The sequence below is a fragment of the Methylotuvimicrobium sp. KM2 genome, assembly GCF_038051925.1.
GTDB lineage: Bacteria > Pseudomonadota > Gammaproteobacteria > Methylococcales > Methylomonadaceae > Methylotuvimicrobium.
Window position 1 is genome coordinate 396,273 of record NZ_CP150634.1, and the last position, 25,641, is coordinate 421,913.

23 protein-coding genes are annotated in these 25,641 nt (G+C 49.9%); 17 read left to right on the plus strand and 6 right to left on the minus strand.

Annotation, left to right across the window (positions count from 1 at the left end; translation table 11 throughout):
* Positions 1–11 precede the first annotated feature (11 nt).
* From WJM45_RS01800 to glmS, 3 genes are all read left to right on the plus strand, one after another.
* Positions 12–434, plus strand: a complete 423-nt coding sequence (locus WJM45_RS01800; protein ID WP_341327294.1) for a F0F1 ATP synthase subunit epsilon — start codon at positions 12–14, stop codon at positions 432–434.
* A 425-nt stretch (positions 435–859) separates the two neighbouring features.
* A complete protein-coding gene (gene glmU, locus WJM45_RS01805) occupies positions 860–2,230 on the plus strand; it encodes a bifunctional UDP-N-acetylglucosamine diphosphorylase/glucosamine-1-phosphate N-acetyltransferase GlmU (protein ID WP_341327295.1) in 1,371 nt (456 codons plus the stop codon).
* Position 2,231: 1 nt separating this feature from the next.
* A complete protein-coding gene (gene glmS / locus WJM45_RS01810; protein ID WP_341327296.1) occupies positions 2,232–4,061 on the plus strand; it encodes a glutamine--fructose-6-phosphate transaminase (isomerizing) in 1,830 nt (609 codons plus the stop codon).
* 123 nt (positions 4,062–4,184) lie between these two features.
* Here the strand turns inward: glmS and amrS are convergent, their stop codons facing one another.
* Positions 4,185–5,270, minus strand: a complete 1,086-nt coding sequence (amrS, locus tag WJM45_RS01815) for an AmmeMemoRadiSam system radical SAM enzyme (protein ID WP_341327297.1) — start codon at positions 5,268–5,270, stop codon at positions 4,185–4,187.
* Between the two features lie 102 nt (positions 5,271–5,372).
* On the opposite strand from amrS, the gene amrB reads away from it, so the two are divergent.
* The 4 genes from amrB (at position 5,373) to WJM45_RS01835 (ending at position 8,342) form a co-directional block, all read left to right on the plus strand.
* Positions 5,373–6,152, plus strand: a complete 780-nt coding sequence (amrB, locus tag WJM45_RS01820; protein ID WP_341327298.1) for an AmmeMemoRadiSam system protein B — start codon at positions 5,373–5,375, stop codon at positions 6,150–6,152.
* Positions 6,139–6,696 (plus strand): AmmeMemoRadiSam system protein A, encoded by a 558-nt coding sequence (gene amrA, locus WJM45_RS01825; protein ID WP_341327299.1) that lies wholly within the window; start codon positions 6,139–6,141, stop codon positions 6,694–6,696. Before amrB ends, amrA begins: the two co-directional genes overlap by 14 nt.
* A gap of 22 nt (positions 6,697–6,718) precedes the next feature.
* Positions 6,719–7,162: a SoxR reducing system RseC family protein gene (locus WJM45_RS01830; protein WP_341327300.1), complete on the plus strand. Its 444-nt coding sequence runs from the start codon at positions 6,719–6,721 to the stop codon at positions 7,160–7,162.
* Between the two features lie 271 nt (positions 7,163–7,433).
* Entirely contained in the window at positions 7,434–8,342 is a 909-nt protein-coding gene (locus WJM45_RS01835; RefSeq protein WP_341327301.1) for a hypothetical protein, read from the plus strand.
* A 128-nt stretch (positions 8,343–8,470) separates the two neighbouring features.
* On the opposite strand, the gene WJM45_RS01840 is transcribed toward WJM45_RS01835, so the two are convergent.
* On the minus strand, positions 8,471–8,818 hold the full coding sequence (locus tag WJM45_RS01840; protein ID WP_341327302.1) for a hypothetical protein: 348 nt from the start codon (positions 8,816–8,818) through the stop codon (positions 8,471–8,473).
* 401 nt (positions 8,819–9,219) lie between these two features.
* On the opposite strand from WJM45_RS01840, the gene umuD reads away from it, so the two are divergent.
* The 3 genes from umuD to WJM45_RS01855 all read left to right on the plus strand — a co-directional run bounded on the left by umuD (position 9,220) and on the right by WJM45_RS01855 (position 11,839).
* Positions 9,220–9,630, plus strand: coding sequence for a translesion error-prone DNA polymerase V autoproteolytic subunit (gene umuD / locus WJM45_RS01845; protein WP_341328902.1), 411 nt, complete (start codon positions 9,220–9,222; stop codon positions 9,628–9,630).
* Positions 9,630–10,910 (plus strand): Y-family DNA polymerase, encoded by a 1,281-nt coding sequence (locus WJM45_RS01850; RefSeq protein ID WP_341327303.1) that lies wholly within the window; start codon positions 9,630–9,632, stop codon positions 10,908–10,910. Before umuD ends, WJM45_RS01850 begins: the two co-directional genes overlap by 1 nt.
* Positions 10,911–11,275: 365 nt before the next feature.
* The gene (locus WJM45_RS01855) at positions 11,276–11,839 is read left to right on the plus strand and encodes a DUF2780 domain-containing protein (protein ID WP_341327304.1); all 564 of its coding nucleotides are present in this window, start codon (positions 11,276–11,278) and stop codon (positions 11,837–11,839) included.
* Between the two features lie 654 nt (positions 11,840–12,493).
* Here WJM45_RS01855 and WJM45_RS01860 read toward each other — a convergent pair.
* Entirely contained in the window at positions 12,494–12,703 is a 210-nt protein-coding gene (locus WJM45_RS01860) for a (2Fe-2S)-binding protein (RefSeq protein WP_341327305.1), read from the minus strand.
* 66 nt (positions 12,704–12,769) lie between these two features.
* Positions 12,770–14,158, minus strand: a complete 1,389-nt coding sequence (locus WJM45_RS01865) for a sodium:solute symporter family protein (RefSeq protein ID WP_341327306.1) — start codon at positions 14,156–14,158, stop codon at positions 12,770–12,772.
* Between the two features lie 491 nt (positions 14,159–14,649).
* On the opposite strand from WJM45_RS01865, the gene WJM45_RS01870 reads away from it, so the two are divergent.
* The 5 genes from WJM45_RS01870 (at position 14,650) to WJM45_RS01890 (ending at position 18,795) form a co-directional block, all read left to right on the plus strand.
* Positions 14,650–15,183, plus strand: a complete 534-nt coding sequence (locus tag WJM45_RS01870) for a copper resistance protein NlpE (RefSeq protein ID WP_341327307.1) — start codon at positions 14,650–14,652, stop codon at positions 15,181–15,183.
* A gap of 403 nt (positions 15,184–15,586) precedes the next feature.
* Positions 15,587–16,273 carry a protein-L-isoaspartate(D-aspartate) O-methyltransferase gene (locus WJM45_RS01875; RefSeq protein ID WP_341327308.1) on the plus strand — a complete coding sequence of 229 codons (687 nt, stop codon included), beginning with the start codon at positions 15,587–15,589 and terminating at the stop codon, positions 16,271–16,273.
* Positions 16,274–16,276: 3 nt separating this feature from the next.
* The gene (locus tag WJM45_RS01880; RefSeq protein WP_341327309.1) at positions 16,277–16,876 is read left to right on the plus strand and encodes an isochorismatase family protein; all 600 of its coding nucleotides are present in this window, start codon (positions 16,277–16,279) and stop codon (positions 16,874–16,876) included.
* On the plus strand, positions 16,873–18,210 hold the full coding sequence (locus tag WJM45_RS01885; RefSeq protein ID WP_341327310.1) for a nicotinate phosphoribosyltransferase: 1,338 nt from the start codon (positions 16,873–16,875) through the stop codon (positions 18,208–18,210). Before WJM45_RS01880 ends, WJM45_RS01885 begins: the two co-directional genes overlap by 4 nt.
* Positions 18,211–18,225: 15 nt before the next feature.
* Positions 18,226–18,795, plus strand: a complete 570-nt coding sequence (locus WJM45_RS01890) for a DUF2452 domain-containing protein (protein ID WP_341327311.1) — start codon at positions 18,226–18,228, stop codon at positions 18,793–18,795.
* On the opposite strand, the gene WJM45_RS01895 is transcribed toward WJM45_RS01890, so the two are convergent.
* Positions 18,792–18,956, minus strand: a complete 165-nt coding sequence (locus WJM45_RS01895; protein WP_341327312.1) for a hypothetical protein — start codon at positions 18,954–18,956, stop codon at positions 18,792–18,794. The two genes, WJM45_RS01890 and WJM45_RS01895, sit on opposite strands and share 4 nt — an antisense overlap.
* A gap of 26 nt (positions 18,957–18,982) precedes the next feature.
* A complete protein-coding gene (locus WJM45_RS01900; protein WP_341327313.1) occupies positions 18,983–19,696 on the minus strand; it encodes a hypothetical protein in 714 nt (237 codons plus the stop codon).
* A 763-nt stretch (positions 19,697–20,459) separates the two neighbouring features.
* Here WJM45_RS01900 and WJM45_RS01905 point away from each other — a divergent pair.
* Entirely contained in the window at positions 20,460–24,701 is a 4,242-nt protein-coding gene (locus WJM45_RS01905) for a DEAD/DEAH box helicase (protein ID WP_341327314.1), read from the plus strand.
* Between the two features lie 97 nt (positions 24,702–24,798).
* Entirely contained in the window at positions 24,799–25,377 is a 579-nt protein-coding gene (smrA, locus tag WJM45_RS01910) for a DNA endonuclease SmrA (RefSeq protein ID WP_341327315.1), read from the plus strand.
* Positions 25,378–25,641 lie beyond the last annotated feature (264 nt).

Below are 25,641 nucleotides of genomic sequence, written 5' to 3' on the forward strand. Positions count from 1 at the left end.
GGAACCGAGAGATGACAATGACCGTACATGTAGACATCGTCAGCGCGGAGCAAGAAATTTATTCCGGCTTGGCCGAAATGGTTTTCGCGCCCGCAGAGCTAGGCGAAGTCGGTATCTCGCCGCGTCATGCGCCGATGATTACCAAACTCAAACCCGGTGAAGTCAGGGTCAAGGTCAGCGACAGCGAAAGCTATCCATTCTTTGTTTCTGGCGGAATTTTGGAAGTCCAGCCGCATTTGGTGACGATATTGGCCGATAGCGCAATTCGAGCGAAAGACATCGATGAAGCCGCAGCACTGGAGGCCAAAACCAGAGCCGAGGAAGCATTATCCGATAAAACCAGCAAGATCGATTATGCGACCGCTCAGGCGCAGTTGATGGAAGCGGTCATGCAATTGAGAACCTTAGACAGACTCAGAAAGCGCGGCGGATAACGCCGTGGCCTAAGCCATAAAAAAGCCCGATAACGATAAAGCGTTGTCGGGCTTTTTTTGTTTATACCCGGATAAAAGTTGGCATGAAATTTAATGCTTAGGGTTCGGTCATAAATAACTTCCCTATTTTTAATGCATGGTAAGCTGGTTCGGTAACTCGATTGACAGGTGTCGGCGGCAGGGAAAGCCGCCGTCAAGCCTACAAGGACGTATTCACCCAGCACCTAAATTCCATAGCTCATTGGCTATGGTTAACTATCTTGGATAATTTAGGTGCTGGGTTCACGGCGCCCTGACAAGCGAGTTGCCGAACCCTCTACAAAACTCATAGCTCCAGGAAGTTATTTTTCACAAAATCCTTATTATTTTTATATCTTATGCCATAGGTACTATATTTGTTAAAGCTGGGTAACGGAAATGAAAATATGACATTAACGACTATAATTTTAGCAGCAGGCAAAGGGACGCGCATGCGTTCCGAAATGCCGAAGATTTTACATCAAGTGGCCGGAAGACCTTTACTGGAGCATGTCTACGATACCAGTAAACAATTGGCCGATAATCGGGTAAATATCGTTTACGGACACGGCGCGGAACAAGTGCGAAATCGATTAAGCCACCTCGATGCTCAGTGGATAGAGCAAGTTCAGCAATTAGGCACGGGGCATGCCGTGCAGCAAGCCATCGATTATGTCGATGATGACGATACCGTGCTGATTTTATACGGGGATGTGCCTTTATTGAAGTTGTCGACTATCGAAACGTTGATTGCCAACGCAGGTAGCAACGCCTTGGCATTATTAACGGTGGTGTTATCCAATCCTACGGGGTACGGTCGCATCGTCCGTGACGAAGACAATAGAGTTTTGAAAATCGTCGAAGAAAAAGACGCATCTCCCGAAGAAAAAGCGATACAAGAAGGCAATACCGGTATCATGGCATTGAACGGCGAACAATTGAAAAAATGGTTAAGCCGTTTGCAGAATAATAATGCGCAAAACGAGTATTATCTAACCGACATCATCGAAATGGCTGTCAATGACGGAATAGACATCGTAACTTCCCAGGCCGAGACCGAGGACGAGGTGTTGGGTGTTAACAATCGTATGCAGTTGGCGCATCTGGAGCGTGTTTATCAAATGGAGCAGGCGAATAGCTTAATGGAACGCGGAGTTACATTGAGAGATCCCGCGCGTTTCGATATCAGGGGACGCATCGAGCATTTGGGTACCGATATCGAAATCGATGTCAATGTCATTCTCGAAGGCAGCATTAACATAGGCAGCAATGTAACGATCGGTGCAAATTCGCTTATAAAAAACTCGATCATTCACGATAATGTCGAAATATTGCCGAATTGTGTGATCGAAAATGCCGAAGTCGGTAAAGCCAGCCGCATCGGGCCTTTTGCTCGGCTAAGACCCGACGCCAAATTAGCCGATAATGTTCATGTCGGCAATTTCGTCGAAATCAAAAAGTCCACAGTCGCGGTCGGTAGTAAAATCAACCATTTGAGTTATATCGGCGATAGCGTCATCGGTAGCGGCGTCAATGTAGGTGCCGGCACGATTACTTGTAACTACGACGGTGTCAATAAGTTCAAGACCGTGATCGAAGATGGAGCCTTTATTGGCTCGAATTCGCAATTGGTTGCGCCGGTTATAATCGGTAAGAATGCGACGATAGGCGCTGGATCGACGATTACGAAAGACGCCCCCCCTGAAAAATTGACATTGGCGCGGGCCAAACAATCCACTATCCCAACCTGGCAAAGGCCGGTAAAAAAGGAGAAATAGTATGTGCGGAATCGTGGGCGCAATTGCGCAACGTAATGTAGTGCCGATATTGATCGAAGGCCTCAAGCGCCTTGAATATCGCGGTTACGATTCGGCCGGATTGGCCATTGTCGAAGATGGTCGGTTGTATCGCAAGCGCGAGGTCGGCAAGGTTAGAGGCTTAGAAGTCTTGATTGCTCAGGATGCGATACAAGGTAATATCGGTATCGCTCATACGCGGTGGGCGACGCATGGCAAACCGAGTACCGCGAATGCTCATCCGCATATATGCCGCGACAAGGTTGCAGTCGTGCATAACGGCATCATCGAAAATCATGAGCAATTGAGGAATAACCAAAAAGCAGTCGGTTATGAATTTACCTCCGAAACCGATACCGAAGTGATCGTCAACGAAATATATGGCGCACTGGAAAACACTGATAATCTGCTCGGCGCGGTCAAGGAATCGATCAAAAAGCTCGAAGGCGCTTATGCGTTAGGCGTCGTTGCAAAGGATCACCCGAATACCTTGATCGCCTGTAGAAAAGGTAGCCCGCTCGTGATTGGAGTCGGCATCGGCGAATATTTTATCGCCTCCGATGTCGCCGCATTGCTGCCGGTCACGCAACGCTTTATGTTTCTCGAAGACGGCGATGTTGCCGAAATTACGATAGATAAAGTCGTTATTTACGACAAGGACGGCAGCCTAGTCGAGCGGCCGATCAAAGAAAGCCAACTCAAGGCCGATTCGGTCGAAAAAGGCCTCTATCGCCATTACATGCTCAAGGAAATCTATGAGCAACCTTGGGCTATTTCCGAGACGCTCGAAGGGCGTTTTATCGATAATCGTCTTCAGGAAAACGCCTTCGGCCATAATGCCAGCGAGGTTTTCGATCAGATTGAGTCGATACAAATACTCGCTTGCGGGACCAGCTACCATGCCGGATTGGTTGCCCGCTATTGGTTCGAGAAATTAGCCAAGGTGCCTTGTAATATCGAGGTGGCCAGCGAATATCGCTACCGTAAACCGATCGTCCCCCGCGGAACCTTAGTCGTGACCATTTCGCAATCCGGCGAAACCGCCGATACTTTGGCCGCATTGCAAGAGGCCAAAAAGCTCGGTGCAAAATATTCCCTCGCGATCTGTAATGTTCCGGAAAGTTCGCTCGTCAGAGAATCCGACTTAGTGATGATGACTCGTGCAGGCCCGGAAATCGGCGTCGCATCGACGAAAGCCTTCACGACGCAATTGGCGACCTTGTTGCTTTTAGTCATCGCGATAGGGAGGCGCTTCGGACTGACGAAAGAGTTGGAAAACAAAATATCTTCGGAGCTTTTCAGTCTGCCCGGAAAAATAGAAGCGGTTCTGCAATTGGACGACAAAATCAAACAATTGTCCGAGCAGTTCGCCGAAAAACAGCATGCATTATTTTTGGGTCGCGGGACGCATTACCCGATCGCGATGGAAGGGGCATTGAAGCTTAAGGAGATTTCCTATATTCACGCCGAGGCTTATCCAGCGGGCGAATTGAAACACGGACCATTGGCCCTGATCGACGCGGAAATGCCGGTCATCACTGTCGCGCCGAACAATAGCCTGCTTGAAAAACTCAAATCGAACATACAGGAAGTCAGCGCCCGAGGCGGTCAATTGATCGTGTTTATGGACGAAACATTGGCGGCCGAAAACGATGTCAACGTTCAAATTATTAAAATGCCGCCGGTTGAAAACGAAATATCGCCGATTATCTATACCATTCCGTTGCAATTGCTGTCCTATCATGTCGCGGTCCTAAAAGGGACCGATGTCGATCAGCCGAGAAATCTGGCTAAGTCGGTAACGGTCGAATAAATATACCTTTCGCATTTTCAAATTTCGGCATTGCCAGAGGAGGCGCCTGGGTGTCCGATAAAGGCTTTGCCACCCCGGAGCTCCTCACGCGCCACCCAAAATTTGAAGTGCAAAAGGTATAAGTTAATTGATAATTACCGCTCTTCGCTGCGCGCCCCAGTTCCCCGGTTTTTCATTGAAAACGCCGGCGCAACGCGTTCCGCAAAATCTGCAGCAACCTTTTTCGTCGAGATTCCAGTCGGATAATTGATACCAATCGCGACCGATCAAGAGTTTTCCACAGTGATGACAGTAAGTGCTGTCCGCTTCTTTTCGATGCACATTACCGACATAGGCGTAGCGGACGCCGTTTTTGATGGCGATGTCTCGCGCGAGCAGTAGAGAAGAAACCGGCGTATGCGGCTTATCCATCATTTTCCAATCGGGATGAAACGCCGTGAAATGCATCGGCACATCGGGACCTAAGTTTTCGACGACCCATTGAGTCATCGCTTCGAATTCGTTTTCCGAATCGTTTTCGCCGGGAATGACCAGAGTCGTTAATTCAAACCAGACCGAGGTTTCGTGCTTCAAATAAAGCAGGGTATCGAGCACCGCATCCAAATGACTGCCGGTAATTTTATGATAAAAGTTTTCGGTAAACGCCTTGAGATCGACATTGGCGGCATCCATATATCGATAAAACTCGGCTCTAGGCTCAGGACACACATAACCGGCCGTCACCGCGACCGATTTGATCCCGAGTTCTCGACAAGCGATTGCAGTATCGATGGCATATTCATGAAAAATAACCGGGTCGTTGTATGTGTAAGCGACGCTATCGCAGCCGTTTTCCCGCGCCGCTCTGGCAATCGCTTCAGGCGATGCCAAGCTCATTAGCGCATCCATCTCGCGCGATTTACTAATATCCCAATTTTGACAGAATTTACATGCTAGATTGCAACCGGCCGTGCCGAAGGATAGAATTGGCGTGCCGGGTAAAAAATGATTCAACGGTTTCTTTTCGATCGGATCGATCGCAAAGCCGCTAGACCGACCGTAACTGGTCATGACAACTTGACCGTTTTGGTTTTGCCTGACGAAACACAATCCTCGCTGACCCTCATGCAATTTGCAAAATCTAGGACATAGATCGCATTGTACGCGCCCATCCTCTAAGGCATGCCAATAGTGTGTCGTAACGGTGTCTGGGGTAATCAAATTAGGCATTAGCGTTCTCCCGGAACCAATAAATGTTTTAACGGGTCAGTGGATTGTAAGCTTTCCGTTATAAAATCCTCTTCGTCCCACTTCTTATACAGGATATTGTCTATGAACAGAAGACCCGCAGTCGCAGGCTTGTTTTATCCTGACGATCCGACTGAGTTGCGAACAATTGTGGATCATTACTTAAATGATGCTGAAACCGAGGCGAAAGTTCCGAAGGCGATTATCGCCCCCCACGCCGGTTACATTTATTCAGGGCCGGTTGCTGCCAGCGCCTATGCGAGACTAAAACAAGCCCGCGATAACATCACCCGCGTCGTGCTGATCGGGCCTTCGCACCGAGTGGCTTTTCGCGGTTTGGCCGTCACTCGCACCGACTACTACACAACGCCATTGGGCAACGTGCTTATCGACCGGACTGCGGTCGAAGCATTGATGAAGCTACCGTTTGTCGAATATATCGAACAAGCGCATACTCACGAGCACAGCCTGGAGGTGCATTTGCCTTTCTTGCAGGAAACATTGGCCGATTTCAAATTAGTCCCGATTGTCGCCGGAGATGCTTCGGCCGATCAAGTCAGCCGTGCTCTCGATTTGGTTTGGGGCGGTCCCGAAACCTTGATCGTCATAAGCTCCGACCTGAGCCATTATCACGATTATTCGACTGCGAAAAAACTCGATCAACAAACCAGCGCCTTGATCGAGCAAATGCAATACGAGAAGCTATCGCCCGAGGACGCTTGCGGCAAAGTGCCGGTATCCGGATTATTGAAATTGTTGCGGCAAAAATCGATGCGTATTAAAAACGTCGATCTCAGAAATTCCGGCGATACCGCGGGCGATAAAGACCGAGTCGTGGGGTATGGCGCTTATGTCGTTGACTGAACAAGACCGCAGGCGCCTTCTGGATTTAGCCAAGTCATCCATTGCTCACGGTTTAAAAACCGGTAAAGCGCTCAAGATCGATCTAAGCGATTATCCGCCCGAATTGACTGTGCCGCGCGCAACATTCGTGACCTTACAAAAACAAGGGCAACTGCGCGGCTGCATCGGCATGCTCGAAGCGGCTAGGCCCATGGCCGAGGATGTCGCCGAGAATGCTTTCTCCGCAGCATTCAAGGATTACCGGTTCCCACCGCTTAAAGCCGACGAGCTCGATGAATTGGACATTCATATTTCGATACTGAGTCCCTCCGAACCAATTGCATTGACTTCGGAGCAAGACCTCATCGATCAATTGCGCCCTGGTATCGACGGCTTGATTTTGGAAGAAGGCTTCAAACGAGGCACGTTTTTACCTTCGGTATGGGAATCCTTGCCCGATCCTCGGCAGTTCTTACAGCATCTCAAACAAAAAGCCGGGCTTCCCCCGCATTATTGGTCGGATAGCATTAAGATTTCGCGGTATACTGCCGAAATTATCGATTGATCCAAAGTGGCGAGGAACCATCATGATCGAAGAAAATGCAATCGTGGCAAAAATCGAGCATAACCAGGTGTGGGTTGAAAGCAAGCCGAAGCAGGGCTGCGGCGGTTGTCTGCAAAAAAGCTCCTGCTCCACTTCGGTGCTCGATAAGTTTATCAAGAAGCGCTCGATCGCCGTCGATTGCGACATCGAGATAAAAGCCGGCGACGAAGTCGTTATCGGAATCAGCGAAGGGATTTTAATCAAGGCCTCATTATTGCTGTATATGCTGCCGTTGCTTGTGATGGTTCTGTGCGGCGCGGTCGCGGAAGCATTTCTGCCGTCCGGATACGAATATGCCGACCTGGCGATTGCCGGCGCCGCGATTTCGGCATTATTACTGTCCCTTTGGGCAATTTCCAAACTGCAGCAATCTTTTTTCTATACCTTTTTTTCAAGACCTGTCGTCATTAGAAGAGCAGCGGACTGACCTTCGCACCGTTTTAGTACCGTTGCGAACCTGCTTACAGTCCCATTTGCTATGAAATTTCACGATCTAAAAAAAGCGAGGTTGCTCGAAAGAGCCGCAGGAACCGCGTCGCCCACCTTTTTCAGGCTTGGTAACGCCGAAAGTCTTATAGAATGGCGCGAGGCGCGTATTTTGCATGCGTTCAAGCCCCGACATGGACCGCTATTTGCGTCTATTATGTCGATTCCTCCCTTTTTACGAATTCGATTTTTATTTTCCATGGAAACACGCTATGCATCCTTTTAAATCTCATCTCAAAGAGCTCGACCTTCCGATCAAAGTCTTGTTTACCGGCTATTTAGGCACTGTTGCTGTCGGTTATTTGTTTGCGTTGATACAGATTCTATTCACGCACGGCATGGCCGACGGCAAGTTCGGGCTATCGATCGACGACATCGTCTACAGTTATTACGGCAACCGCTCGGGCACCCTACTGGAAACCAAGCTAAACGGCTCGATGAAACCCTATGCGACCGAGCAAGAGCGCTTCACACTGATTCAATGGACTCGAGACGGTGCTGAACAATCGGAATACGCATCCAGCGGCTCTAAAAATATCATCGAAACCAAATGCGTGATGTGTCACAACGCCGATGCGTCGGGAATCCCTAATTACAACGACTTTTCTCAACTAAAAGCCGTGACCGAACAAGACGAAGGCGCTACCTTCGCCTCGTTGATTCGCATATCGCATATTCATTTGTTCGGTATTGCTTTTATTTTTATGTTCGTCGGTCTGATTTTTAGTTTTTCCGAAACCGCCTCGGTCATGATTAAAAGCACCGCAATCGGTATGCCTTATGTATTCTTGATAGCGGACATCATGTCGTGGTGGCTCACTAAGCTGCATCCGATGTTTGCCTGGCTCGTGATTATCGCCGGCATGGGCATGGCCGTATCGTTCGCATTCATGTGGTTTACATCGATCGCAGAGATGTGGGCGTATCGCTACGTCTTTGTCGACGGCTTGGCGGTTCACTATCATAACATCAGAAAAGCCTCGGCCAAGAAGCTGTCGCTCGATGAACAGGCTTCGATGAGCGCCGTGATTTTTAACGCGGCAAAGCAAACCGTCTGTTTTTTCATCGAAAATGGCGTAAAGCCTCTCATCTCGTTCATCAAAAGCAAAATCAATAAATAACCGGACTACATTATTAGGGCAAAAAATGTCTGATTTCCGGGGGTTACGGAATGTCGGCAACAATGAGTTGCCGACATTCCCAGCAACTTAGGATTTCGTGATAAATAAAGTCTTAGAACCATGCGCCATTAGCGCCGACCTCGACCACTCCTAATGCTGCGGCGACCGCCTAGCGAACCTTGCCGGCCCTTCCCTGAAAAACCGCCCCGACTACGCAGATAACTTCTCCCATCATAACCGCTACGCCAACCGAAATTGCCGTAAAATTTACGCCCCTGATAGCCATAGGGCCTATAGTAAGGCGGGTATCTGTAACGATAAGGCCGATAATAAGGCCAGTAACTATAGCCAAACCCGTAAGAGGGGCCATATCCATAGTAAGCCACGGAGCGGCCATAAGGCGAAGTATAAACGGCGCAGCCTTGCAACAGCAGCGTCAACATGAAAACAGCTAGCGGGCGTATCAATCGTTTCATAAAACCTTTCCTCGCAGCAATTAACCCTCTTCGGTCTTTTTGGCTTGGATTGGCGGCAGTATCAATAATTCAATATATAACCATTAAAATTCGGCACTGCCGAAATTTGAAGTGCTAAAGGGATAAAAGCCTTCAAATTATAAAATATTAGCGCATTGCTTTTTGCCAATTGAATACTGTACACTTTTCATTTATTGACCGAAGATCCTCCGATGCCAGACGACTCTCCTTCCAAACGCGGCGGCTTTCGAGCCGGCGCCGGGCGAAAGAAAGGCTCTTCCGCCTATGGCGAAACGACCCGCGCGATTCGCGTACCCGAAAGCCTGATTCCCGAGGTAACAACCATGTTGGCAATACGCAAACGCCAATTTGAAACCGTTAAGTCCTGTTCCGCCGATGTTTTGGTTCCGGCCCCGCGCCTCAACGCCGTCAAAATTCCTTTATTCATCGGCAAAGTCGCGGCCGGCTTTCCGTCGCCTGCCGACGACTACATCGAAAAAACGCTCGACCTGAACGACTTGCTCATCAAGAAACCGGCCGCGACCTTCTTCGTGCGCGCCGAGGGCGAATCGATGCTCGGTGCCGGCATTCATCCGAACGACATTCTGATCGTTGACCGTTCGCTGAAACCGGTGCCCGGTAAAATCGTGATTTGCGCATTGAACGGCGAACTAACCGTCAAACGACTGAAAAAACTCGGCGGCGAAATCGTGCTTGCCGCAGAAAATCCGGTCTACCCCGATATCCATATCCGCGAAAATAGCGAATTGGTCATCTGGGGCGTCGTCACCAATGTCATCCATGCCGTCTAATGTCTTCACAAACCCGCATCGCCCTAGTCGATTGCAATAATTTCTATGTGAGCTGCGAGCGAGTATTTCGGCCCGACCTTTGGCAAAAACCGGTCGCGGTATTGAGTAATAACGACGGCTGCATCGTCGCACGCAGCGAGGAAGTCAAGGCCCTCGGAATCAAGATGGGAACACCCGTCTATCAGGTCGAAAATTTGATCAAACGCCACCGGATACAGCTGTTCTCGTCTAATTATGCACTCTATGCCGATATGTCGGCGCGCGTGATGCAATTGCTGGAAAGTTTTTCGCCACACACCGAAGTCTATTCGATCGACGAGGCTTTTCTGGATCTAACCGGCGCGTGCGACCGGGACCCTATCGCTTATGCCCGGACGATCAAGGAAACGATCTTGCGCGATGCCGGGATTCCTGTCTGTGTCGGCATCGGACCAACCAAAACTCTGGCGAAACTGGCCAATTTCGCAGCCAAAAAATGGCCAGGGACCGGCGGCGTACTCGACCTTTCCTGTCCTGTACGCAGAGAAAAGCTGATGCGTATCGTGCCTGTCGACGAAGTCTGGGGAATTGGTATCAAAACCGCACAATGCCTTAAACGGCTCGGCATTCATATGGCGTATGATTTGGCCGCGCAAAACCCCGACCGCATCCAGGCACGATTCAATATTGTCATCGCCCGGACGGTGCTCGAGCTCAATGGCATCGGCTGTTTGGCGTTGGAGGAAATCGCGCCGGACAAGCAACAAATAGTCTGCTCGCGAAGTTTCAGACAAAAAGTCACGCAATTCGACGAATTAGCCGGCGCGCTGGCGGAGTTTTGCAGCCGCGCAGCCGAAAAGCTGAGGCAACAAAACTCGGCTGCCGGAGCACTAACCGTTTTTCTCCGAACCAACCCGCATAATTCCCAAGAACCGCAATATCGCGCAGCCGTCACGCTAACCTTGGACTTTGCAACTCAAGATACGCGCGTCTTAATCGGCACAGCCAAAAAATTGCTGGGGGAAATCTTCAGGCCCGGTTACCGTTATCAAAAATGCGGCGTGCAATTGGACCGTATTCAATCCGTAAGACATCCCGCTCAATTGGATCTATTTACTGCCGCTGAATCCAACAGTGCCAGACAGCTAATGACAGCGGTCGACACGATTAATCGGCGTTTTCCGAAAGCCATCGCCATTGCTTCGACAGGCATCCGCAAAGACTGGAAGTTTCATGTTGAATACTTATCGAGGCACTATACGACCGACTGGAATCAACTAGCTATCGTGCAATGCCGGTAGCAGTCCGTATGATCCTAAAAATCAATGTAATCATTTAGCATAAGTCATGCATGAGAAGGTGTCAGGTGTTGATTTATAAGGCTATCTGCAACAGAATGTTGCAGTCAGAGCTTACAGGGATGTATTCACCCAGTACCTAAATTAGGCAAGATTGTTACCATAGCTAAAAGGCTATGGAATTTAGGTGCTGGGTTCACGGCGGTCCTCGATAGACACATCCCAAGCCTTTTTATTCTTAGACGGTTTTTCAATTAAAAGGGAGTATTGTAAGATTTGCAATCCGGTCGCTATGAAAGAGACCGAGCATTTGTTGAGACATTGGTAGACTATCTCGAACGTCTCGACGCTATCTTTGAGAGGACACTATGATTAAAAAAGATTACAAATATATTTTGCCTTTATTCATTTCAATTTTGACCGCCGGTTGCGCAGGTACTCCGGAGAGTGGGCAGAGTGTCATTGGTAAGGTCGACAACGGTCTGGCGACGATTGGTCAGGCAACACAAACGGGAAGGAAAACGATCGAGGCCGGAACAGCGGCAGCAAGTAGTGTGCCCGCAACACAAACTGCTTTGACTAATGCACTAGTCGGTCAATTGGGCGTTACTCAGCAGCAAGCACTGGGCGGAGCCGGAGCGATATTTCAAGCCGCCAAAACGAATATGACGCAACAAGCATTCGCAGGCTTGTCGCAATCCGTTCCGGGTATGTCGGAAATGCTGGCTGCAGCACCGCAGACTGGCGGTGCTGCAATGCTGGGAGGCGCCGGTGGAACTATCGGTACCATGCAGTCGCTTTATTCGTCGTTTAGGCAACTGAATTTATCGCCGGGAATGGTTAATCAGTTTATTCCCGTGGTTGTCGACTACGTCAGCAGCACCAGCGGGCAAGCGACATCGAATCTGCTTCGTTCGGCTTTGGTGCCTTAGGCGGATAAACCTACTCCCTTTATACTCAAAAAATGGTTAACTTTATGAAGGTATGGGGTGTGGCTAGCGAGGATGTCGGCAGCAGGGAGCTGCCGCCAAGCCCCCATGGATGGGTTTACGGCGTTCCTCGATAGACACATCCCATACCTTTTTTCTTAGACGGTTTTTCAATCAAAAGGGAGTAAAAAAATTAGTTGGCTTGGCAGGGTGGGTTATTTAAGGCTATGTTCGCGTTAGCAGTTGAAAATACCCACCACTACCGGAAACACTTATAAATCCAAAGTGGATTGTAGGGTACGCCGCGCGTACCTAACGTCGACACAAGGCAGCACATGAGGATACCTTAAACTCAGGTGGTGCCGCTATGGTGCGCGCAGCGTACCCTACAGCCTTCAAGTTTCGAGATGGGGGTCGTATTCATTTCAACTATTAACGCGATCATAGCCTTATTTAACTCGTCCCCAAAATTTTGCTATACCTTAACCCAGCCTTAACATTGCGCGTCAATAGGTTATTGAATAATATGCAATAATTAATTTTATGGCACTACACTTGTTAAGGCTGGGTTAAGTTTTCGGTTTGCTTTGGCCGCGCTCGAAATGTTTAGGACTCGGTTACAAACTCGGTCCAGCCAATGCCTCTGAAAAGAGGATCTCAAACGAGCGGTTCTTTCAAGCTAGCGATGTTTAACAAAGCCATAAGCGTTGGTTCACAAGAACCGCAACCCGAGCAAGCGCCAGTAATTCTTGACAGTTTTTCAGGGTCCGTAATGCCCTCATCGATGAGTCGGCGAATTTGCCGGTCGGTTGTGCCGCTGCAGACGCAGAGTACGTCATTTTTTTTGTCGGGTCTTACTTGATTCATGAATGTTGAGTCGCGTTTATCAATTTGGGTTTGGTCTATGATTTCCGAATCGAGACGATATCGAAATCATAAATGGGTAATTTTATGAAGTTTCGGTTCTAAAATCGCAATCGCCGAATAAACCGCAATTGCGCCGCAGAGTGCGATTAGATAGGGTGTTTGCATATCGAATGCATAGTTTCCGGCATTCCACAGGACGGTTCCGGCTAAAAGCGACCCGGCAGCGCTGTAAGCTCCGCCGAAGCGCGTGAATAAGCCGAATACGACTACGGTCACGATTCCAGCGCTGCCGAATGCCGAGGCTTGCTCGACCAGGCTGTGAACGCGGTCGGTTTGCAAGGCAAGCCAGTAAGCGGCCATGCCGCCGAATAATACGGTTAGTCTTGCAATACGAACTTTGCGGTTTTCGTCGATCGTACCCAGCAACGGCACGATTAGATTATGCGACAGAAGCGCCGAGGCAGCCATAAGTGCGCTGTCGACGGTCGATAAGATCGCCGAAATCAGCGCACCGGCAAAAACAATATATAAAAACGCTGGTAAATAATGTTGCGCCAATTGCGGCAAGATTTGTTCGGGGTGTTCCAGGCCCGGTAACAAGCGATAACCGAGTAAACCGATCAAGACCGGAATCAAGCCGACCGAAAGATACAGCAGACCGCCGGCCAAACAAGCTTGACGCGCGATTTGCGGCGAACGGCAGGCCAGTACCCGAGATATCAGTTCTTGTGCGATCACCGATCCGCCGATTGGAATCATCCATCGTTCCAGAATATCCAACCAGTTTTCGTTCTCGGCGGTTTTGAATAAAGCCAACCGCTCCGTTTCGATTGAAGCAATCGAAGGCTGCCAGCCTCCTCCGGCGGTCAACGCAATCGCCAATAAAATCGAAAGGCCTATGATCAGAGCGACACCTTGCACCGCATCGGTGATGACATCGGCCATCAAACCGCCATACATCGTATAGACAATCACGACCAGCGCCGCGCAGGCGACCGTTAGCTCGACTTCGAAGCCGGACGTAGCCGATAATACCTGTCCGAATGCCCGAATTTGAGCGGCGGCCCACATGACCGTGCCGGGCACCATCATCAATACCGCAAGCTTTTCAACCCGTGGCGAATAGCGTTGCCTGAACAAATCGGCCAACGTGGTCAATTGCCGGCGCCACAATGGAATCGAAAAGACCAGGCCCATCAAAATCAAGCAGAGCGAATAACCGAAAGGATCGAGTGTCGCGCCGGACAGGCCTTCCTCGTAAACAGCTCCAGCCGCGCCGATGCAGGTTTCGGCGCCGAACCAAGTAGCGAACACGCTCAAGGTCGCGAGACCCAAGCCGAGACTGCGTCCGGCCAATAAATAATCGTCTTCCGTTTTGATTTTTTTCGAAACGAAAACACCGATCAAAAGCTGTGCCGATATATAAACCAGAATACCGGTTAAGACTGTGTTCATGGGCGCAAAGAGGCGACGGTAATGCCGAAATAGACCAAGTGAAAATTTTCGAAATATTATACCGTAAGCGTAGTATGGATCCGGTAACTACATTCGCAAAAAATATTAGTTTTAAACTAGCTGATATTATCTAACTATAAAAAGCGACTTTTTCGCAAATGGCTAATATATACCTTTCGCAATGCAAATTTCGGTACCCCGAGGCCGAATTTTCATCTACGATGTGTATAATCCCCTGGCCCTCTTGCGCCGCCTCATAGTTTGTTCTAAGTTGACGGCATGTTTATTTGACGCACTCAAGCCCGTTGCAATGCTACCGCCGATTCTCATGTGATTTGTCGCCTGATTCATTCCGAACGCATCGGCCACAAAGCTAATAGCACAAGGAAGTTATTTTTTACGAAATCCCAAGTACCCGGCTTAAAATTAAAACCGATTGTCCCAATTGATCCTTGTTTTTCTAAGCACAACTCTTTTTTTGGAAATTTGCCATGCGAACAGTAAAAAAACAATTAAAACCCCGTCGCTTCGTTCTGCTAATCGGATGCCTTATTACCGCGATGCCGGTAGTCGCGGCGACAGACTTTGAAGCTCGAGAAAACCTTGCAAAAGCCCGGGTAAAACATTTGCAAAAGGATAACGATCATGCGCTCCACGAAAGCCAAGTCGATGAAAGTCAAATCTTTCGCGGAGTATTTTACGGCTATCTGCCGTGCAATGATTGCAATGGCATCAAGGTCACGTTGTCTCTAAAACAAAAAAATAATTATTTGATGGTAACTCAGCCGGCTAGGGAGTCCTCAAGGGAGTATTATGAAAAAGGGAAATATAGCTGGAATGAGGATAGTCAAACCGTTGAATTAACGCCACGTAAAGGTGCGGGAAGCATACGGCGGTATTTTATAGAAAATGATGGAACGTTAATTCAATTAGATGATGATGGCACAAGGTTGGACAAAAAGTCGGATCGTTATGTTTTGCGAAGAAGTGATAAAGTAAAGTCTCGAGAAGTGCATATACATTAACCTAAATTCGGCAGTTAAACCATGAAGCACATGAAGTTCATGAAGGATTTCAAGAAATTACCTAAATCTTCTCGCTAACCTTTTTGGTGAGCGAAAGCTCGATTCATACGCGTAATAAGTTATTGAATTAACTTCCTATTCTTCATGATCTTCATGGTGAAATGCTTTTTCTAGGATTAACCTAGATTCGGCAGTTTGACCATGAAGCTCATGTAGTCTTTCATCGGCTTACTCTAAAATTTTGAATAACCTTATTAGTGGAGCAAAAATGTTGTGCATAGTCTAATAAGCTATTGAATTGAATTCTTATTCTTCATGATGAAATGATTTTTCTAGGAATAAGGAACGTGCAAAACACTTTTTTACTACTCAAAATTAGGGCGAAATAATTGGAGCGCGTGTTTTGAAAGAAAACATTCAGCAGATGCTCGATGATATTGAAGCCGAAGTTCGCTTGACGCGGCATTATATCGGTAAGAATGCCTTGGATGAGCGGGTTATCGGTGCGATGCGCGAAGTCCCGAGGCATTTGTTCGTGCCCGAGGAGTCTCGGCATTACGCCTATGCCAACGGTCCGGTACCGATCGGTTTGGGGCAGACGATATCGCAGCCGTATATTGTCGCGCTGATGACCGATTTATTGGCTCCCAAGCCGGATGACACGATATTGGAAATCGGTACGGGCTCCGGCTATCAAGCGGCGATTTTATCCCGGCTGGTCAAACAGGTCTATACGGTTGAAATCGTCGAAACCCTGGCCGATAAAGCGAGGGAAAGGCTTGTAGACTACGATTATCACAATATAGAAGTCCGTAACGGCGACGGATATCTCGGGTGGCCGGAACACGCCCCCTATGACGGCATCGTCGTTACCGCAGCCGCGCCGCATATTCCTCAGCCTTTGATCGATCAATTACGGAATGGCTCGCGCTTGGTGATTCCCGTCGGTCTTCCCTTTTGCTATCAGGAATTGCTGGTTATAGAGAAAGACTCGCAAGGCAACCTCGATTCGCGCCCGGTATTGGGGGTCAGTTTTGTACCCTTTACCGGTAAACATATGGAATCGGCTCATCATCAGTCGAGTCCGTGAGCGATGAGTCCAGTCGATTTTTTTCCAATACGACTCATGCAAGGCGATGCGTTGCTAGTGGTCGACATTCAGAACGATTTTTTGCCGGGCGGAGCATTGGCGGTTGCCGGCTGCGATAAAATCGTTCCGGTCGTCAATGCTTATATCGAGCGATTCATGAGCAGTCACTTGCCGATTTTTGCGACACGCGACTGGCATCCTCTTCAGCATCCTTCATTCGCCGATCAAGGCGGTCCTTGGCCGGTTCATTGCGTTGCCGATTCGAAAGGCGCAGAGTTTGCTCCTGGTTTAGTACTCCCGGAGACTGTCCCTATCGTGTCCAAAGGCGATACGATCGAGGCGGAAGGCTATTCGGCCTTTGAAAATCCGGAGCTCGAGCGCCGACTTAATAAAGCATCGATACAGCGTTTGTTTGTGTGTGGCATCGCGACCGATTATTGCGTCTTGCGGACGGTTCGCGATGCACTTAAACTCGGCTATAGGGTGCTTTTGTTACAAGATGCGCTAGCGGCCGCGAATGTTCATCCACAAGACGGTGTAGAGGCCGAACGAATGATGGCGGACGAAGGCGCTCGTCTTATTACATTGGACGAATTAGCATGATTGCTCGCGATGCTTTATTAACCGACCTTTATCAATTGACGATGCTGCAAGGCTATTATCGGCATGCGATGACAGAGACTGCAGTATTCGAGTTTTTTGTGCGTAAGTTACCGGAAAGTCGAAATTTTCTGGTTGCGGCGGGGTTGGAGCAAGTCCTCGATTTTCTCGAAAATCTGCGGTTTAGCCAAGCCGAAATCGATTGGCTTAGCACTACCGGATATTTTAAGACGGATTTTCTGGATTACCTGGCCGAGATGACATTTACCGGGAGTGTCGACGCGATGCTGGAAGGCACCGTGTTTTTTCCGAATGAACCGATTCTGAGAGTTATAGCGCCATTTCCTGAAGCACAATTGGTAGAGAGCCGAGTAATCAACTTGTTGCATTTTCAAACGCTGATTGCGTCGAAGGCCGCGCGTTCGGTTTTGATGGCTGGAGATAAGCTATTAGTCGATTTCGGTTTTCGGCGTGCGCATGGCGCCGAGGCCGGCGTTTTGGCGGCAAGAGCGAGTTATTTGGCCGGTTTTAGCGGGACGGCAACGGTTTGCGCCGGTCGGCAGTTCGGCATACCCCTTTACGGTACGATGGCGCATTCGTTCGTGCAGGCACACGACGATGAAAGCGATGCCTTTCTACGCTTTGCCGAAGCAAACCCCGATAATGTCGTATTATTGATCGACACCTACGATACCGAGGCCGGCGCTAAAAAAGTCGTGGCTCTCGCATCCAAATTACAAGCGGCCGGCATAAGGATCAAAGGCGTGCGCTTAGATAGCGGCGATCTTGCCGAGCATGCGCATAACGTCAGAAAAATACTCGATGAAGGCGGTTTGCGAAATGTCACGATTTTTGCGAGCGGCGGCATCGACGAATATCAACTCGAAGCCTTTCGTTCGCGGCAAGCACCGATCGACGGATACGGCATCGGCACGTATCTGGATACCTCGGCGGATGCCCCTTACCTGGATTGTGCGTATAAATTGCAGGAATATGCCGGCATGCCGAGACGCAAGCGCTCTGAAGGCAAGGCGACTTGGCCGGGACGAAAACAAGTGTATCGCCGCTTCGATCTTGACGGAATCATGATCGGCGATACAATCGCTGTAGAGGATGAAATTTGCGACGGTAAGCCGTTATTGCAGCCAGTGATGAAAGACGGTCGTCAGATTGCAGGAATGCAGCGGTCGCTTGAGCATATTCGCATCGAAACGCAAGATCAACTGCATACGCTGCCCGGCAACTTGAAATTATTGACGCGCGAAGAAAATTATCCGATCGTTATTTCAGGTGCCCTGAAGCATCTTGCGCAGCGTGTCGACGAAGGTTATTCATAAGGGTTGTTTTTAACAATGAGCTCGCATGGTCAATCGCCTAATCCGCAAGGCAAAGGATTGCGTCCTGTGCTTGATGCTTTATATACCGTTACCAGAGGCCTCAATGTCCCGGCCAAGCCTTTAAACCGGATTGCCGATGAGCTATTTACCTCGTTATTCGTGTTGAGTAGCGCCATCAAATTCAAACCGGTGCTCGGTCAATGTTATTGGCTTTATCGTAAGCCTGACGGCTACCGCTTGTCATTGATCGCGCCGGAGCAATGGCCGGAGGCGCAATCAGGCCTATATGTTGGGCAATGCGAATTACAGGATGACCTAACTTGGTCGCTGGAGTTGTCGGAGCGGTGTCTCGGTAATTCGGTGTTGATGGTCGAAATAGCAAGGCAACGTGAAGATTTCGATCGACAATTGCAAGTAGTTGACTGCATCGAGGAGGCCTTGCCCACTTATAGCGAAACCTTGCCCTTTTATGCTCGGGTATTAGCTTCGGGGTTGGCCTGTTCGCTCGGGCAATCGATGTATAAACGTGGTATCAAAGGCTTAAGTTACAGTCAAATACAACGGTGCGAGATAGTAAATCTTTAGTTACTAAAAGGTGTTTCGAGCAGAGGGTGATATTGAATCGATTTCAACAGTTCATTGACTATTTTCGTTGTTTGGAGAGTATTGGAAGGCGGAGAGATTAAAGCCAAGGCCGCGTTAGCTTTTTTTTCGCGGCCTCGGCAAGCAATGGAGTCGAGTTTCATAAGCGATAACCGTTAGGCCGGTTCAATTAACAACGGAAATTAGCACTTAACCTGTCATAGGTTAAGGACGGCAATAAGGCGCTGTCTATTACATCGATTATCTCTTCGCAGCCGATGACTTCATTGTCGTTTTCGAGGATATGATGGGCTAGTCGGTTGATGGCATGCCAATGGCTAGGGTCTTCGACAAAACGGAATGCGGCCAAAAAAAGCTCGTTTAATTTTTTGCTACGTTTATCTTGAGTTGCTATTAAAGCTTCCAAATATTCGTCAACTTTTTCGAGATCGGAAGTGCCGCCATAATATCTCAGAGCTTCGACATTGACTAGGCGAGGATTGAATATTTCATTATCACGTTCCGCGACATATTTTGCTTCAGCCAGTGGGCCGGCCAACAGATTTATGATGTCGGCTTCATAAGCTAGCTGATAGGCGTGGCTTTCGTGATCGGAAAAATAGCCGCTACTTTCGATTACCGACAGGGGCAGGCTGTGTATCAGATTTCCGCCCTCGACGGTAGCAACCCAATTGGAATATGGTTGCTTTTTTAGACGGTCGGCTTCGGGTGTCGAGGCGCACAATCCGCCGAATGTTATTTGGAAGTAAACAGGCGGTAGATTCTTTTGTCGGTTGCACAAGTAAATTGCCGCTGCATGACCGGCTTCATGAAATGCGGTTTGTTGGACAAGTTGTCGGTGTTTTAATGGTATCGGTTCGTCTATTTGGTAGTTTCGTTTCATGGTAATCCCCGAGTAGAAAGAATGTGATAACGCTATCGCATCATTGAGGAGTTTCTTGAATAAGCTGAGGCGTTAAGGAGCGTATTTCAAGAGCCGGAGTCATTGTATTAGTACTAAGGTACTAATTGAATGTGTCATATTGCCGCGCGACAATATGTCGCAGTTTTTGGCAAGGCTTTTGCTGAGTTACATTGGTTTGTCTAGCGTTTAGTATAATCATCGATTTTCGATGTGCAATATTTTATGGTGTTAAGTTATCTACAGGCATTGTAAATAAAGGAAGTTGACTTAGCGAAGGTTTACAACAGCGTTGTTCTAGATCATTTATTAACTAGAATCGATTGGGTGAAGGGGTGTGGCATTTCACGCAAAATGCGGCAAATGCCCTAGTTATTTAACTAGGTGGACTGCTTTTGCAGCACCCCATGCTTTCACAAAATTAGCCATTTTTTGAATAAAAAGGGAATAAGATTAACGTAAAAACTTTCCAAGGGCCTATATATCAAGTGTTTATATCTATCGATGCGGTCAATTCAATTGCAGCAATTCCCAGTTTGAGAAATTTCACTGTGTTCAGGGCGCGAGGCATGCCTGTCGAGGAGCGCCGTAAACCCATCTATGGGGGCTTGGCGGCGGCTCCATGCCGCCGACATCCTCACCAAGCGCACTCCGCACACTTTTTTATTCTCAAGTTGGGAATTGCTGATTCAATTGAGCAGCTTTACATTCCGGGTCTATTTTTGCTAAGCCCTAGTCGATATCAGTGACCGACTCTTTGTCTGCCTTTCATCCGGTCGTGGCCGACTGGTTTATCGAGCGTTTCGGACAGCCGTCGGAAGCCCAAGTTCGTGCTTGGCCGGCGATTCAAAGCGGGGCGTCTACATTAATCGCCGCGCCGACAGGCTCCGGTAAAACCTTGGCCGCTTTTTTGGCCGTGATCGATCAATTGGTTAAGCAGGGTATCGAAGCGCCATTGCCCGATGAAACGCGAATTTTATATATATCGCCGCTCAAGGCCTTATCGAACGACATTCATAAAAATCTGGAAGAACCGTTGACCGGTATCGGCATGGCGCTGCTCGAAGCGGCTTTGCCTGATATCGTGATCCGTGCCCAGGTCCGCACCGGCGATACGCCGCAAGCCGAACGCGCGGCAATGAAACGTTTCCCGCCTCATATCCTGGTCACGACTCCGGAATCGTTATATTTGTTGCTGACTTCGGAATCTGGCCGCGAGATTTTGAAATCGGTGCGTAGCGTCATTGTCGACGAGATACATGCCTTGGCCGGCAACAAACGCGGCGCACATCTCATGCTGTCACTGGAAAGGTTGACGCAGTTGACCGAAACAGAACCGGTCCGCATCGGTTTATCGGCAACGCAAAAACCGCTCGACGGCATCGCCCGTTATTTAATCGGCAACCGGGCCGAGGCTTGTATGATTATCGATACCGGCCATGTTCGTCGCCGCGATCTCCAAATCGAAGTAACCGGCTCGCCGCTCGAAGCGGTCATGGCCGGCGAAGTGTGGACCGAAATCTACGACCGTCTCGAACAATTGATCGCCGAACACAGCACCACGCTGATTTTCGTCAACACGCGGCGCCAAGCGGAACGCGTAGCAGCCGCGCTAGCCGAACGGATCGGCGAAGAAACCGTCACCTCGCATCACGGCAGTCTCGCGAAAGAGCATCGCCTGAATGCCGAACAACGTCTCAAACAAGGCCGGTTGAAAGCACTGGTCGCAACCGCCTCGCTTGAACTCGGTATCGATATCGGCGATGTCGACCTGGTTTGCCAGTTGGGCTCGCCGCATTCGATATCGGCGTTTTTGCAACGGGTCGGCCGTTCCGGTCACCGTTTGGGGGCTACGCCGAAAGGCCGATTGTTTCCGTTGTCGCGGGACGATTTGCTCGAATGCAGTGCGTTACTTTATGCGGTCGGACAGGATTTACTCGATACAATACTTATCCCTAAGCATCCCTTGGATGTGCTGGCCCAACAAATTGTCGCCGAAGTCGCTTGCCGCGAATGGCGCGAAGCCGAACTGTATCAGACTTTTTGCAGGGCCTGGCCGTACCGGGAATTGACCGAAACGGAATTCAAAGCCGTCGTCAAAATGCTCGCCGACGGATTTCATACGCGGCGCGGTCGGCGGGGCGCCTATCTGCACAGGGATGCCGTACATGGCATGCTACGGCCCCGCAAAGGCGCGCGTTTGACCGCGTTGCTGAACGGCGGGGCGATACCGGATCTGTTCGATTACGACGTTATATTGCAGCCGGAAGGCCTTTTCGTCGGAACGCTCAACGAAGACTTTGCGTTCGAAAGCCTCCCAGGCGATATTTTTCAACTCGGCAATAATTCCTACCGATTGCTCAAGGTCGAGCAAGGTAAGGTCCATGTCGAGGACGCACACGGCCAGCCTCCGAATATTCCGTTTTGGTTCGGCGAAGCGCCGGGCCGCAGTAACGAATTATCCGAAGCGGTCTCAAGATTATCCGCAATGATCGACAGCCTGCTTGAACAAGGCGAGGGCGCGGCCTATCGTTATCTGATCGATTTAGCCTTGCCGCATGTCGCCGCCGAGCAGTTATCACAATATTTAGCTGCAGCTAAGGCTGCCTTGACGGTGTTACCGACTCTCGAAACGATCGTGTTCGAACGCTTCTTCGACGAAACGCAAGACATGCATTTCGTGATTCATTCGCCTTACGGCTCCAGGATCAACCGGGCTTGGGGACTAGCTCTTCGCAAACGCTTCTGCCGCAAATTCAATTTCGAATTACAGGCCGCCGCGAGCGAAGACAATATCGTCCTATCGCTCGGGCCGACGCACAGCTTTCCGCTTGCGGAACCAGCCGGCTATTTGAAAGCTTCGACCGTAAAAGACGTATTGATTCAGGCCTTGTTGGCCGCGCCGATGTTTCCGACCCGTTGGCGCTGGGTGACCAATACCGCACTCGCGGTGCCGCGTAATCGGGCCGGCAAAAGAGTTCCTGCGCAATTTCAACGTAACAATGCCGAGGATTTGATCGCGGTGATTTTTCCCGATCAACTGGCCTGTTTCGAAAATATCGCCGGAGACCGCGAAATTCCGGATCACCCCCTCGTCAATCAAGCCTTGTGGGATTGTCTGCACGAATTGATGGACATCGACGGGCTCGAAGCGCTGTTGGACGGCATAGAAAGCGGGCGGATCAAGATTGTAGCGAGGGATTTGAGCGCGCCGTCGCCGATGGCGCAGGAAATTCTGAATGCCCGGCCTTATGCGTTTTTGGACGATGCGCCGGCTGAAGAACGCAGGACCTTGGCGATTCAGCAGCGCCGGTTCGCAAGCCCCGAAGAAGCCGCCGAAATCGGCAGGCTCGATCCGGTCGCGATCGAGCGCGTCCGGCTTGAAGCCTGGCCCGAAGCAAGCACCGCCGACGAATTACACGATGCAATGATCGTGCTCAGTTTTATCGGCGCCGGAGAATGCTCTACGGCTCAGCAGCCTTTGTTTGAACAACTATGTCAAGCCCGCCGTGCGACAGAGTTGGTGCTGCCGCAAGGAAGTCGAATTCGTGTTGCGGCCGAACGTTTGTCTGAATTTCAGTTGATGTTTCCAGGGATAGCGGCGCGACCGCCGATTCAAGCCATGGATGCCGATCCGGAGTTATCGGCGGAAATCGCGCTGCAAAACATCATGCGTAGTCGTCTGGAAGGCTTGGGGCCGGTCACTGTGGATAATTTGGCTGCTTCGCTGGAGTTGTCCACGTCACAAATCGAACAGGCGCTTGCCGCATTGGAACAGCAAGGTTTTGCGATACAAGGCCGGTTTAGTCACGACACCGCGCAGTCCGAATGGTGTGAGCGAGGTCTATTGGCTCGGATTCACCGTTACACGCTCAAACAATTACGCAATGAGATACAGCCGGTCGCGCAAGCCGACTTCATGCGTTTTTTATTTCATTGGCACGGTCTGGACGAACCGCGAGAAGGCGAAGCCGCCTTGGAAAAGGTCTTGCTGCAATTGGAAGGCTGCAATTTGCCCGCCGCGGCATGGGAAGGCGATGTACTGACGAAACGCTTGAAGCCCTACTTTGCATCGCAATTGGATATTTGCTGCAGCACCGGGCGTTTCGTTTGGCTGCGACTGAAATTTAAAAGCGCCGCCAAAACGCCGAGGCCGGCCGGTAAAAGCACATCGATCGCGCTGCTCCCGAGAGCTCATCTTTCCTTTTGGCGCGTCTATGCGCCCTTGCCGGATCATGGCGCGATCGAGCTATCGAGCGGCGCGCAAAAAGTCCACGCGGTTTTGAAAAATTGGGGCGCCAGTTTTTTTCAGGAAATCAGCGATGAAACCGGTTTGTTGAATGCGCAATTATTTGAGGCGCTTGGCGAATTGGTCGCCGCTGGATTGATTACCGCAGACAGCTTTCAAGGCCTTCGAACCTTGATTCAAAGTAGCGCGATTCGGCAGCGCCGCAGCCGACGTTATTCCGCCCACGATACCTCGGCGACAGCCGGCAGGTGGTCTTTATTGCGGCCGGTGCAAGCCGGCGCGGATGCTTACGAGCCGGTCGAGCATATTGCGCGCGTTTTATTGAACCGCTACGGCGTGGTCTTCCGCAAATTACTCGATAACGAAGAAGGCATTCCTTCTTGGCGCGATTTGCTCTATGTCTATCGTCGTCTAGAAGCGCGCGGCGAAGTGCGCGGCGGCCGCTTCGTGCAGGGGTTGGCCGGCGAGCACTTCGCTTTGCCGCAAGCGGTCTCGATGCTCCGAGATAGCCGCAAACAAGTGAAAGCCGGCGAATTGATAGCGATTAGTACCGTCGATCCGCTCAATCTGACTGGCATTATCGGAAGCGGCGACAGGGTCGGTCCGCAGACGGCCAATCGTTTGCTTTACCGAGACGGCGTATTGCTGGCGTCGTCGAAAAAAAACGACGTGGTTTTTGTCGAGACGGTTGAACCGGAGCAAGAATGGCAGTATAAAACAGCCTTACTGCGAAAATAAAAGATAGAACGAAAACTCAGAGTAAGTGTCTCTTTGGCTTCAGGCCCTTTTTTGCCTGTGCCCAGTCGATATTTATCTAACCGTTCAGGAGGTTGCGATGTCCGAGCAAGAAATCGATCTCTTTTTTCAGGAAATGGCCGATGTGGTTCCTCTGAAAGCACCCGTCAAAACCATTGTGAAAACCGCTCAGTCGGCAACGCCCGGTCAGCAATACCGCAGGCAACAAGCGCAATTTTCGAAAGAAGACATCAACGGCCCCCTGTCGCTGGTGCTCAGAAAGCCGCTGCCTGCCGATGCGTGGATTACCTACAAGCGCGATGGCATACAAGACGGCGTCTATAAAAATCTTAGACTCGGCAAATATCCGCTGGAAGCGACCTTGAATCTGTTCCGCAAAACGCCTTCCGAAGCCCGGGACGAATTACTGCAATTCGTGCACGAATGCCAAGACTGCAATATCCGTAGCGTATTGCTCGTTTTCGGACGCGGACGAAACACCGATGCCACATTGAAAAGCTATTTGGCGCAATGGTTGCCGGAAATGGAGCAAGTACAAGCCGGCCATACCGCATTGAAACAACACGGCGGCGTCGCAGCCGTCTATGTGCTGTTGCGCAAGAGCGAACAGCGTCGAATCGAAAACCGCGAGCGCCACGCCGCGCGTTTAGGCAGGTAGTTTCGCAAGTTCAGCCATGAAGCAGCGTAGCCCGGATGGAGCTTAGCGCAATCCGGGAAGGTCGAAGCCACGCATACACGTATTCCGCTACGCTGCATACGTGCTAAGCCGTTATCTAAAATTCGGTAGTCAGTCAACGAAAACACCAAAGTAATCATACGGTTACATAAATATCTTGAATCGTAAGTATTCAGGCCCCGTTGGCAAATTACCGCAATCCAGGCGTATTGTTGGCCTCCCCCTTTGAAAAAGGGGGATTGAGGG